At 42.6% G+C, this 13,004-nt stretch carries 9 protein-coding genes and 2 pseudogenes; 6 read left to right on the top strand and 5 right to left on the bottom strand.

Annotated elements, in window-relative coordinates:
• The first annotated feature begins 189 nt into the window (after nucleotides 1-189).
• The 6 genes and pseudogenes from JOD18_RS23465 to JOD18_RS23440 all read left to right on the top strand — a co-directional run.
• Nucleotides 190-1,365 (top strand): galactokinase, encoded by a 1,176-nt coding sequence (locus JOD18_RS23465; RefSeq protein WP_204671840.1) that lies wholly within the window; start codon nucleotides 190-192, stop codon nucleotides 1,363-1,365.
• Nucleotides 1,366-1,601: 236 nt separating this feature from the next.
• Entirely contained in the window at nucleotides 1,602-2,600 is a 999-nt protein-coding gene (galE, locus tag JOD18_RS23460) for a UDP-glucose 4-epimerase GalE (protein WP_204671839.1), read from the top strand.
• Nucleotides 2,597-4,090: a UDP-glucose--hexose-1-phosphate uridylyltransferase gene (gene galT / locus JOD18_RS23455; RefSeq protein ID WP_204671838.1), complete on the top strand. Its 1,494-nt coding sequence runs from the start codon at nucleotides 2,597-2,599 to the stop codon at nucleotides 4,088-4,090. The genes galE and galT overlap by 4 nt, the downstream gene beginning before the upstream one ends.
• Before the next feature lie 15 nt (nucleotides 4,091-4,105).
• On the top strand, nucleotides 4,106-5,143 hold the full coding sequence (locus tag JOD18_RS23450) for an aldose epimerase family protein (protein ID WP_204671837.1): 1,038 nt from the start codon (nucleotides 4,106-4,108) through the stop codon (nucleotides 5,141-5,143).
• A 242-nt stretch (nucleotides 5,144-5,385) separates the two neighbouring features.
• Nucleotides 5,386-6,180 (top strand): annotated as a pseudogene (locus JOD18_RS23445) (ribonucleotide reductase N-terminal alpha domain-containing protein); the annotation flags it as partial.
• 699 nt (nucleotides 6,181-6,879) lie between these two features.
• A pseudogene (locus JOD18_RS23440) lies at nucleotides 6,880-8,643 on the top strand (vitamin B12-dependent ribonucleotide reductase); the annotation flags it as partial.
• Between the two features lie 54 nt (nucleotides 8,644-8,697).
• On the opposite strand, the gene JOD18_RS23435 reads toward JOD18_RS23440, so the two are convergent.
• The 5 genes from JOD18_RS23435 to JOD18_RS23415 all read right to left on the bottom strand — a co-directional run bounded on the left by JOD18_RS23435 (nucleotide 8,698) and on the right by JOD18_RS23415 (nucleotide 12,808).
• On the bottom strand, nucleotides 8,698-9,024 hold the full coding sequence (locus JOD18_RS23435) for a hypothetical protein (protein WP_204671834.1): 327 nt from the start codon (nucleotides 9,022-9,024) through the stop codon (nucleotides 8,698-8,700).
• Nucleotides 9,025-9,075: 51 nt separating this feature from the next.
• Entirely contained in the window at nucleotides 9,076-9,729 is a 654-nt protein-coding gene (locus tag JOD18_RS23430; protein WP_420827819.1) for a bifunctional 4-hydroxy-2-oxoglutarate aldolase/2-dehydro-3-deoxy-phosphogluconate aldolase, read from the bottom strand.
• Complete coding sequence (locus JOD18_RS23425) at nucleotides 9,716-10,669, bottom strand: sugar kinase (protein ID WP_204671832.1); 954 nt, start codon at nucleotides 10,667-10,669, stop codon at nucleotides 9,716-9,718. The genes JOD18_RS23430 and JOD18_RS23425 overlap by 14 nt, the downstream gene beginning before the upstream one ends.
• A 12-nt stretch (nucleotides 10,670-10,681) precedes the next feature.
• Nucleotides 10,682-11,830 (bottom strand): galactonate dehydratase, encoded by a 1,149-nt coding sequence (gene dgoD / locus JOD18_RS23420; RefSeq protein ID WP_204671830.1) that lies wholly within the window; start codon nucleotides 11,828-11,830, stop codon nucleotides 10,682-10,684.
• Nucleotides 11,831-12,004: 174 nt separating this feature from the next.
• Nucleotides 12,005-12,808, bottom strand: coding sequence for an IclR family transcriptional regulator (locus JOD18_RS23415; RefSeq protein ID WP_204671828.1), 804 nt, complete (start codon nucleotides 12,806-12,808; stop codon nucleotides 12,005-12,007).
• Nucleotides 12,809-13,004 lie beyond the last annotated feature (196 nt).

Here is a 13,004-nt window from a genome sequence, read left to right as displayed (position 1 = left end):
AACAAGCGATAGCGCGTTAGTCTAGGCAAGTGTACATTTTGATAAGACCTGAAATATTGGTGGGAAAACTATGTCGAGAAAAACTTGACACATACCCAACTAAATTCCATCTTGTATCTTCACGGAAAATCGCTTACAATATAGTTAATAAATTAATTTAATTAAGTTATTTTAATAGGAGGCATACCCATGCAAATCAATCAGTTAATTGACAAGTTTCAAGAAATCTTTGTTACCCATGAACAACCTCGTGTCTTTTTCGCCCCAGGCCGAATTAATCTGATCGGCGAACATACAGATTACAATGGCGGGCATGTTTTCCCTGCTGCTATTTCCTTTGGCACTTATGCTGTCGTTATCCCCCGGCAAGACCGGACGTTGCGCTTTTATTCCGAGAACTTTCCTGAAAAGGGTGTCTTCGAGGTGTCCTTAGATGAGCTCGCCTATCAGAAGGAAGACGATTGGACCAATTTTCCAAAAGGTATGATACTTTATTTCAAGGAGGCTGGTTTCTCGATTGAAACAGGTTTTGATGTCTTATTCTATGGAAATATTCCAAATGGTGCCGGATTATCCTCCTCTGCTTCCATTGAACTGGTTACAGGTGTATTGCTGGAACATCTCTATTCCTTAACCATCGACCGCCTGCAAATGGTACAGATCGGGCAAAAAGTTGAAAATCAATATATCGGCGTCAATAGCGGTATTATGGATCAGTTCGCCATTGGAATGGGAAAACAAGACCATGCTATGCTGTTAAATTGTGATACATTGGATTATGAGTATGCACCAATCCAATTAGCTAACCATGACATTATTATTATTAATACAAATAAACGGCGGGAATTAGCAGATTCCAAATATAATGAACGCCGCAGCCAATGTGAACAGGCTCTGGCTGATTTACAAACAAAACTATCTATTGGCAGCTTGGGAGAGTTATCGCCAGAACAATTTGAACAATCTCGCCATCTAATCAAAGATGAAATCAATCAAAAACGCGCCAAACACGCTGTCTATGAAAATGCCCGTACAATAGAAGCATTACAGAAGTTAAAAGCTGGCGAATTAGACGCCTTCGGAGCATTAGTTAATCAATCGCATATTTCCCTGCGAGACGATTATGAGGTGACCGGGTTGGAGCTGGATACAATCGCAGAAACAGCTTGGCAGCAAGCTGGCGTACTCGGAGCACGTATGACAGGTGCCGGCTTTGGCGGCTGTGCCATTGCCATTGTTGAAAAGGACAAGGTAGATTCCTTTAAGCAAGCAATTGAAAAGGCCTACCAAGAGAAAGTAGGCCACGCCCCTAGCTTCTATACAGCAGCTATTGGTGACGGTGCCAAGGAAATCAACTTGTCATAAAACGAGACAGTTTTTTCATCCACCTAGGACTAGCGGGGGACTATCTTTCATTGCGTCAGGATAAGGAAAGACAGCCTCCGGTATAGATGTTAATATAAAAGGAGACTTAGCGTCCGTTGTTCCCCGTCTCGTCAGAGTAAAAAAGATGTTGATTTTTTATCAAACAGGATTAAAAACGAAGACTTTCGCTCTATTAGCGTTCAGTCACGTTTTTCTAATAAGGAGGCAAATAAACTATGCGTACACTCGTATTAGGCGGAGCCGGTTATATCGGTTCACATGCCGTATACCAATTAATTGAGCAAGGACATGAAGTAGTGGTGATTGACAACCTTTTAACAGGTCATAAAGAAGCTATTCATCCAAAAGCTTCATTCTATCAAGGGGATATTCGCGAGATTGATTTTTTACGTGATGTTTTTTCCAAGGAATCGATTGACAATGTAATTCACTTTGCCGCTCATTCTCTAGTTGGCGAATCAATGGAACAGCCGCTTAAATATTTCGATAATAATGTCTATGGCACTCAAGTATTACTTCAAGCCATGACCGAATTCGACATCAAACATATTGTCTTCTCCTCTACTGCAGCAACCTATGGAGAAACAGCCCAAGTCCCGATTACAGAAATGGTGCCGACTAACCCTACCAGCACTTATGGGGAAACAAAACTGACCATGGAAAAGATGATGAAATGGACAGAAATTGCTCATGATATCCGTTTCGTGTCATTGCGTTATTTCAATGTAGCTGGAGCCCGCAGCACCGGTGAAATTGGTGAGGATCACCAGCCAGAAACCCATTTAATTCCGATCGTTTTACAAGTTGCCTTAGGACAGCGTGACCATATTTCCATCTTTGGTGATGACTATAATACACCAGATGGTACTTGTATTCGGGACTATCTTCATGTAGAAGATTTAATTGATGCTCATTTGCTTGCTTTACAATATCTGCAAGATGGCGGCAAAAGTAATATTTTTAACTTGGGAAGCAGTCAGGGATTCTCTGTCAAAGAGATTATTGACACAGCCCGTGCGGTAACGAAACATGATATACCAGCTCAAATTGCACCTAGAAGAGCCGGCGATCCCAGCACATTAGTGGCCGCATCCGACAAGGCCAAATCTATACTAGGATGGAAACCGTCACGTACCGATATCCACCGCATTATCGAAGATGCATGGAACTGGCATCAAACACATCCTGCCGGTTATGGAGGGGACAGTAAATGAGCAAACTGTCTTCACTTATCCACAGTTTAATCACGCAAGCAACTAATAAAGCGTTAATTACAGTCAGTGACCAGATTTTTGCACGCAACCAAATCCTCGGTTTATTGAAGGAATCCAGTTATCAAGAAACTGACGAAATCATTGATCTGGATATCCCTGACTTACTAGAAGCACTTGCAGACTATGCAGAAGATAAGGGCCTAATAGAGGGTTTGTTAGATGAACGCGAACAACTGACAGCCCAGATCATGAATGTTTTTCTGTCGAAGCCATCTGAGGTGAATCATACCTTTTATCAAAAATATCAAGTGGCACCGAAGCAGGCTACAGACTATTTCTATCAATTAAGTAAAGACAGCAACTATATCCAAACAAAACGGATTGCCCAGAACATTCATTTTAAGTCTACATCTGATTATGGGGACTTGGATATTACAATTAACCTGTCTAAGCCGGAGAAAGATCCGGAACAGATAAAAAGGGAAAAGGAAATGGCGCAGGATATTGCTTATCCTAAATGTCTATTATGTGCCGAAAATGAAGGCTATGTCGGCCGGATTGGTCACCCTGCCCGTTCCAATCACCGCATTATTGACGTACCTTTAGAAGGGGAATCCTGGTTCTTACAATATTCTCCTTATGTTTATTATAATGAGCACAGTATCGTTTTTGCCAAAGAGCATCGGCCGATGCAGATCAACAAGGACTCCTTTGCACGTTTAACGGCTTTTGTGGAAAAGTTCCCCCACTATTTCATCGGTTCTAATGCCGATTTGCCGATTGTAGGAGGCAGTATTCTCTCCCATGATCATTATCAAGGCGGGAGTTATACCTTTGCTATGACTAATGCTGAAGAAGAATTCACTTTTTCCCTAGAGGCATTCCCTGATATAGAAGCCGTTGTGGTTAAGTGGCCTTTATCGGTGATCCGTTTACGCCATACCAAGCGCCAGCCTTTAGTAGAAGCAGCTGATTATATTTTACAAAAATGGCGGCAATACAGTGATCCCGAAGCAGACATCTATGCCTTCACAGATGAGACACCACATAATACGATTACACCTATTGCCCGCAGACGTGGCGATTTATTCGAAATCGATCTTGTGCTACGGAATAATCGAACAACCGATGAGCATCCAATGGGGCTTTTCCACCCGCATGCCGATGTCCATCATATTAAAAAGGAAAATATCGGTCTAATTGAAGTCATGGGCTTAGCGGTTCTGCCGCCCCGTCTCAAGGATGAATTGGCTGTGATCAAACAGCACCTACTGGGAGAGCAGGCTGATGTAGCCGACTATCATCAAGACTGGGTGGAATCTATCAAGCAGCAGCACCAAGAAATTACTGTGCAAAATGTCGACACGATTGTCGAGTCTGCCTTAGGCGCTAAATTTGCACGGGTGCTAGAGGACGCCGGTGTATACAAGACGAATCCAGCCGGACGTCAAGCCTTCAAGCGATTCTTAACAAATCTAAATAAAACATAATAGGAGGAATTCGAAATGGATATTCAAACAAATACAATTGATGTACGTGGTCAGCAATGGAAGGAATTCACCTTAATCAATGATCATGGCATGTCTGTCTCTATTCTTGACTTCGGCGGTATTATTACTCAAATCCTTACACCAGATCGAAACGGCAAACTGGAAAATGTAGTGATTGGTTTTAAGAACTATGAAGACTATCTAGATAATCCCGCCTATTTCGGTGCCTTAATTGGACGTGTAGCCGGCCGGATCGCCAATTCCCAGTTTGAGCTGGATGGAAAAACCTTCAACCTGCCAGCTAATGAAGGGGAAAATCACCTGCATGGCGGTGAACCTGGTTTCCATCATACGATTTGGACGGTTACCCCTTTTCAAAATACGCAAGAAGTGGGCTTAACCTTAAGCCATACCAGTCCAGATGGAGAAAATGGCTACCCAGGCAATCTAGAGATGACCGTATCCTACACATTAACCAATGATAATGCCTTAAGCATCACCTATGAAGGGTTAGCTGACCATAAAACAGTGTTAACAGCTACGAATCATACCTACTTTAATCTAAGCGGGGATCTCAAAACAGATATCCGGCAGCATGAAGTAACCTTGGACAGCAGTCAATTTGTCGAATTAGATGAAAACCTCATTCCAACTGGGAAGTTAGCAGATGTTACAGATACAACCTATGATTTTCGTCAGGGTCGACTAATCCAAGATGGTGTAGAGTCAAATGATACGCAAAATGTGGTTGCTGGGAATGGCTATGATCATTACTTTATTTTTGACCATTCACAAGCAGCCAGTGCCATTGTCCGCGAGGCAGAAAGCGGACGCCAATTAACGGTTATTACTGACCAGCCCGGTGTTGTGATGTATACATCCAATACCTTAGACAAAGGCTTGGTCTTACGGGAGCGAGAATCAGACAAATATATGGGCTTATGTTTAGAAACACAAGCCTCCCCTGCCTCTATTCACCATGACGGCTTCCCCTCTGTCTGGCTGGATAAAGGGGAAAAGTATTTTAGAAAGACTACATTTAAATTTGCATGATGAAAGAGCTTGGCTTAGTGGCCAAGCTTTTTTGCTTACATGCTTTCTGATCACTTCTCTCTTCCATTCCCTTATAGGAACTGGAATTCCCTTTTTATGTTGCGAATCTTTCACACAAAATTCAATATATAGTATTAAAAAATAAAAACAAGCACTATATATTGAATATCAACCTCTTTTCTGATACGCTTGAATTGATTTTGAAATTTGGGTTATATTGCTTACTATAAGGAGGTTGTGATATGTCATCTGCAACAGGCACACTTACGACAATAAATGTGGAACAGCTGAATCAGGATATTGCCCACTTTCCACAAGTACACCCGATTACACCAGATATGAAGATCACACATAAAGGGGTATCACGGCTGGTGATGTTAGATCGGTACGCGTTTAAAGATACCCAAAAGCAGACGTTAAAAACAGGAGATTTTGTTGTGCTGACGATAAAAGAAGATCCGAAATTTCCTGCCAGAGGGACAGGCTTTATCTTAGAAATCAACTCCGATACTGACAAGGCCAAGATTCAAGTAGAGTCTGACTACCTTCATGTATTAGAAAAAGAAGAAGAACAGCAAACTGGAATTATTGAACGACCGTTAAGCATTATTGATAAGCCGTTAGAAGTATACTATGAACAGATAGCCAAACGAAATGCAACCGGCCTGTCTGAAGTAGAACCAACCAAGGAAAAACAAGCAGAGAGCCTTGACCATTTTTATCAAGAATTAGCCAGTCTTAACTTTGTTCCGGCAGGCCGAGTTCTTTATGGAGCCGGCTCTGATACCGATGTTACCTATTTCAACTGTTATGTTATGCCCTTTGTCCAAGATTCACGGGAAGGGATTAGTGATCACCGCAAACAAGTAATGGAGATTATGTCACGCGGAGGCGGTGTCGGTACCAATGGTTCCACATTAAGGCCGCGTAATGCATTGGCTAGAGGGGTAAACGGAAAATCATCCGGTTCTGTCTCTTGGCTGAATGATATCGCCCAGTTAACACACTTAGTAGAACAAGGCGGATCAAGACGTGGTAAAATCGAGTGCCTCGTCTCTAAATAAACCTCGTGAATTGCTGGAAACTCTTTTTGAATAAATGATTATTGTCTCCTAAAAATTAATAAACTCGGAGTGAAAATCATGTCTTTCTATAATGCTAAAGAAACCCAATTATGTAAGTTATGCAATTTTGAAATTAATCATAACAAACAGGGTAGATTCACTTCTCACTTAAAATTGCAACACGGGCTGTCCTTAAATGATTATCTAATTCAATATTTTTATACAAAGAATGACTTAAAATGTTCATACAGTCTATGCGAAAATGCAGTAGGCTTAAGAAGAGGATTGCCTAAAAAAGATTGATATCTTAAAAATTAATATAGCTAACCGAAATGGCTATGTTATTACAAGATTTTAGGAATTTGATATCATTCATCACTTCGAAAATATCAAAAGCATTATAAATGATTTGTTAGCTACAACAGAATCGGAAACGATATATGTGAATGCTGAAAAATAACAAATGGTTAAAGACAACCAGCAGCCAAGCTCCTGTAAAATGGAGAAGGTTCAACGACCATCGAAATCACACTTTTTAGTGGAAGAGAGTAGAGTAGGAAGCAAGTGCTTCCGAAGCGCGAGGATATCTATCTCCCTCAGATAGATATAAGATATGGTCTGATCTCTAGGGCGACTTAGAGAGTTGATGTAGCGAATCAACGTAACAAACTGGCTCAAATGATCATGTTAAGCGACTGGCACCCTGATATTATGGAATTTATTATTTCCAAAATGCAAAATCCGCGTATTTTACGCTATTTAATGGAAAACAGTTCAGATGAAGCAATCATTCAGCTGGCCAAAGATAAATTAAAATTCACCCCTTTGGCTAATGATGATATCCAGCTATACCAAGGAATTGTCAATTTTAAATATATGCCTGGCCAAGGCGGATTTACTGACGCAAATATAGAGAAGGCAGAAGCGAAATTACGTGATGGCGGCTCCTATTCCGTCCACCATCCCGATTTTCTGACTGGGGCAAATATTTCGGTCTGTATCACAGATGATTTTATGCAGGCTGTAGAGAATGACAGTGAATATGAGCTCCGCTTCCCTGATGTAGAGAATTATACAGCAGAGGAAATGGCCTATTACAATGAACATTGGCACGAAGTCGGTGATGTCCGTGAGTGGGAGAAACGTGGACTTGCTGTCAAAGTATATCGAACCATTAAGGCCAGAGATTTATGGAATTTGATCAATATCTGTGCCACCTATTCAGCAGAACCTGGCATTTTCTTTATCGACAATGCCAACAATAAAACCAATGCAACAGCTTATGGCCAACAGGTAGTAGCGACCAATCCATGTGGGGAACAACCTCTTGCTCCTTATAGTGTCTGTAACTTGGCAGCTGTTAATCTAACCAATATGGCAGATAAGGAGCTTAAAGAACCAGACTTTGCTAAACTAAAGCAAACGGTCGAAATTGGTGTCAGAATGCAAGATAATGTCATTGACTCCACACCATATTTCTTAGAAGACAACCGGACACAGGCACTTGGCGAACGACGGATTGGACTTGGTGTGATGGGACTGCATGATTTGCTTATTTATTGTGAATCTGCCTATGGCTCCAAAGCAGGCAATCAGCTTGTCGATAAAATCTTTGAAACAATTGCTACCACTGCTTATCGCACATCGATTGATCTAGCCAAAGAAAAAGGCAGCTTTCCTTTTTTAACAGGCAAAACGGAAGCAGAAACAGAGCAGCTGCGCCAGAATTTTATTAACACGGGCTATATGAAGAATATGCCGGAAGATATTCGTGAAGGCGTCCTGAAACACGGCATACGAAATTCACACCTTTTAACCGTGGCACCTACTGGGTCTACCGGAACAATGGTTGGTGTATCGACTGGATTGGAGCCTTACTTCTCCTTTACGTATTACCGCAGCGGGCGGCTGGGCAAATTTATCGAAGTAAAAGCGGATATTGTTCAAGAGTATCTGGACAACCATCCAGAACAAGACCCTGAGCATTTACCAGATTGGTTTGTGACAGCGATGAGCCTGTCACCAGAAGCTCATGCTGATACACAATGTGTCATTCAACGCTGGGTAGACAGTTCGATCTCCAAGACAGTTAATGCACCAAGGGGTTACAAAGTTGAGCAGGTAGAACAGGTATATCAACGCTTATATCGCGGTGGTGCCAAAGGTGGTACTGTTTATGTCGATGGCAGTCGTGACAGTCAAGTACTCACACTGAAGGCAGAAGAAAATGATTTATCTGAACAAACGGAACTCTTTGCTGATGAAGAAAAGAAAGTAGTCCTTGTCGATACGGTCCATGAATTAGACAAGACAAATATGTCAATCGGCTCTGAAGTTGGCGATACCTGTCCAGTCTGCCGCAAAGGCAGTATAGAAGATATTGGCGGGTGTAATACTTGTACCAACTGTGGTGCTCAATTAAAATGTGGTCTGTAAAGCGATTAGCTAAGCCCTGTTGCTACTATATGCATCAGGGCTTTTGTCTTCCGATCATATCCATTGAAGCAGCCTGAATAATGGATAAAAAAGATAATCCCCCGCCACAAGCACCAGCAAAATGGCGATAATAATCCCGAAACCGAAGCTGATCCAGCCGCTTTTCTTGTTATGAATCCATCCACATAAATGTCCTATCGCCATGGTTAATGGAATAAAAGTCAATCCAACCGTAAACTTTCCAATAGAAAAACCAGCCATGAAACTAAACAGATAAATACCGATCGCTGCAATCCAGTAGTAATAATACTTTCCTCTCAGTGCCAGAACAATGGATATCATCGCAATGATAAAAGAAAAATAGGCAATCACCGAATACATGTCCTGACCTCCTTTTTTAAACATCTTCCATTATAAACACACCTCTTTCAACTATCGGGAGGCTATATCTCTCTGGTGACAAAAAGACTTAGCACTTTCCGTCAAAGCCTGCAAATCTTGTTCCGAATAACGGGACTGCTTTTTCACTAAAGAGCTGCCAATCCCTGCAGCTACGGCCCCTACAGCAAAGTATTCTGAAATATTATCAACATCGACACCACCTGTAGGCATTACCGGAATCTGTGGCAATGGGCCTTTTATATCCTTTAGATAACCTGGCCCTAAGACAGTAGCAGGAAAGACCTTAATGATGTCTCCCCCACTTTCGAATGCAGTCAGTATTTCGGTTGGTGTCATAGCACCAGGGATACTGACCGCCCCATACCGTTTGGTGATCGCAATCGTTTCTTTATCAACTGTTGGTGAAAGAATAAACTGTGCCCCCGCCATAATTGCTGCTCTGGCCGTTTCGGCATCTAAAACGGTTCCTGCACCGACCACTATCTGATCTTGATAGATTTCCCGTACCTTTGCTATCCATTGGAAAACATTTGGCGTATCAACCGTAATCTCGATGATGCGAATGCCGCCTTGATATAGTGCTTCCACGACATTCATTATTTCTGCACCCGGTACACCACGGATAATAGCTACTAGTCTATGCGTATAAATCTCCTGCAAGGTTGTCATCTTATCTATCGACATCTCCCTTCTCCGCTTGGATAAAGCGGGTCAGTTCCTCTCTATCTGGCAATCCTTCTACATCGCCATTTACCGTAGTTACTATCGCACCAATGGCATTGCCTCTTGCTACTGCTTCTTCCAGTGACAGCGCCTCCAATAGCCCCGAAATAACACCAGCTGCAAACCCATCTCCTGCACCAATCGGATCTACTACACGCTCAATTGGATAGCTTGGCACAAAGCCGCTTCGATCATTGGTAAAAAAATGAGCACCCTTACTGCCTTCTTTCAAAATCACCAGTTTTGTTCCATTTTTCAAAAACTGTTGGGCATAACCAGCAAGGCTGCTCTCCCCGAATAAGTATCGTGCCTCGCTGACACCCGGCAGTACAATATCCGCCTGACTGGCAATCTGAAGTAGCCGCTCTTTTGCCTGTTCCTTAGAATCCCATAACTTTTCCCGGATATTAGGGTCAAATATCACCTGTACTTGATGCTGTTTGGCATAGGCTATCGCCTGCTGGACTGCTTCAAAACAAGTATCACTCAATGCTGGTGTAATCCCTGTCACATGGAGATAGGCTGCCTGCGCAATATACGCCTCCTTGATATCACTTGGTGCCATTTTACTTGCCGCAGAGCCGGCACGATAATAGTAGACATATACCTCTTGTTCATTGCGGATTTCCTTAAAATATAAACCGGTAGGTGCTTGGTTGTCTTCCTGTACTTGGGACACATCTACCCCTTCCCCACGCACAAAGGCGACTAAGGCTTTGCCAAACTCATCACTGCCTACCTTGCTAATCCAGCCGGTTTGATAACCAAGTCGCCGTAAACCAATGGCTACATTAGTCTCGGCACCGGCAAACTTTCTGGAATATTGCGAGGCATAGCGCATCTTGCCTGTGGCAGTTGGACTAAACATCGCCATCGTCTCACCAATTGTTACCACATCCATCAGTGCACCTCCTTACCATTCTGCAACCGTGCCATCTTGATGGCGCCAGACGGGATTTTTCCAACTATGTCCTGTCTTTGTCATCTCTTTTACCTTCTCTTCATTTATTTCAATTCCGAGACCAGGACCTTGTGGAATCTTGACATGCCCTTCCTGATAAGCAAAGACATCCTTATCTGTAATATAGTCGAGCAGATCATTGCCTTGATTATAATGGATACCTAAACTCTGTTCTTGGATAAAGGCATTATGTGCCGTCGCATCTACCTGTAAACAAGCTGCCAGCGCAATTGGACCTAACGGACAATGAGGGGCAAGTGCTACATCATAGGCTTCCGCCATCGAGGCAATTTTCTTCACTTCGGTAATTCCGCCGGCATGAGATAAGTCGGGCTGAATAATATCGGCATAACCAGCCTCAAAGAGCGGTTTAAAATCCCATCGGGAGTACATCCGTTCCCCAGTTGCAATCGGAATATGTGTATGTTTCGTAATTTCAGCCAAGGCTTCATTGTTCTCCGGCAATACCGGTTCCTCAATAAACATTGGGCGAAACGCTTCCAATTCTTTGGCCAAAATTTTGGCCATTGGCTTATGAACCCTGCCATGAAAATCAATCCCGATGCCAATATAGTCGCCGACGTCCTCACGAACAGAAGCAATCCGCTCCACGACATGATCGATTTTTTCATAGCTATCAATATATTGCAGTTCTTCTGTTGCATTCATCTTCACCGCCGTAAAACCAGCCTCTACTACTGCTTTAGCGGACGCCCCTACATCACTTGGCCGGTCACCGCCAATCCATGAATAGACACGAATCGATTCACGGCAAGCTCCGCCTAATAATTGATAAACTGGTGCATTAAAATATTTACCTTTTATATCCCACAGTGCCTGATCTATCCCTGCAATCGCACTCATCAAAATCGGACCGCCGCGGTAGAAACCAGCTCGATACATGACATTCCAATGATCTTCAATCGTGAGCGGATCCTTGCCGATCAAGTAATCCTTTAATTCTTTAACAGCCATTTCTACTGTTGCTGCCCTTCCTTCTACTACCGGCTCTCCCCAGCCGATAATTCCTTCATCTGTCTCTATTTTGACAAAACACCATCTCGGTGGGACAACAAATGTGTCGATATTCGTTATTTTCATCCTTATACCCCTCTCTATAAGTGCGTGTTCAAAAAGTGCTAAATTAGCACGGCGACATGATTTTTACGAACGGAGCGCATGCTTTTACATACGTGAGTATCGGACTTGCACAGGATGGTTGACTTCTGCATTACCCACACGATGTGGGTAATCTTAGCAGAAGCTCCCCTGCCGTCAACGCAGAGATTCGCCGCTTATCATTTGAGTACTTTTTGAACATCCTCTATAACCTAATTTTTTGGATAATAGCTGACTATGCTGCAACATAACAGATGGTAAATCCTTTTGCACACGCTCTTTTGTCATACGTTCGATCGGTCCGGCAATACTGATAGCAGCTGACACCTTCCCCTCATAATCAAAAATAGGGGCAGCGATACAGCGAATTCCCTTCTCATGCTCTTGTTCATCTATCGCATAGCCTTGTTGTCTAATCTGTTTGATTTCGTCTTCTAACTGCTTTGCTTCGGTAATTGTAGTATCCGTAAATCGCGGCAGTCCCTTTTCTTGGATCAATCGTTCTACCTGTTGCTCATCAAAACCGACTAACAATGCTTTACCAACACCCGTGCAATGCAGCATGGCTCTCCTGCCAACCTGTGAGTACATTCTTAATGTTTGTTGACTTTCTACCTTGTCAATGTAAACGGCTTCATTACGATCTAAGATACATAAATGAACCACCTCACCTGAATCCTTTGACAATTGCATTAAGCTTGCCTTTGCCAAATTTCGAATATCCAGCTGGCCTAAGAAATGACTGGCCAATGTCAAACACTGCACGCCTAATTGATAATGACCATATTGCTGATCTTGCTGTACATAACCTCTTGCCATTAATGTTTGCAATAAACGATGTACCGTGCTCTTCGCCAGTCCCATTTCTTGGGATAACTGTGCTACACTTGCTCCTGCTGGATCTCTAGCCAGATATTCCATAATAGATAGACTGCGTTCCAGTGACTGAACTTGTGCCATGGCTCCCCCTTTCGTTCCATAATACGGAACATCATTTTGTAATATGGAATATATTTATTTTATCGTAATACAGCAAAAACCTCAAGCACTGGTGTGACCAAGTATGTGTCAAGTTTTTCTCGACATAGTTTTCCCACCAATATTTCAGGTCTTATCAAAATGTACACTTGCCTAGACTAACGCGCTATCGCTTGTT

Origin of the sequence: Gracilibacillus alcaliphilus, from assembly GCF_016909015.1 — a bacterium.
GTDB lineage: Bacteria > Bacillota > Bacilli > Bacillales > Amphibacillaceae > Gracilibacillus > Gracilibacillus alcaliphilus.
This window is presented reverse-complemented; position numbering and strand designations above follow the sequence as displayed.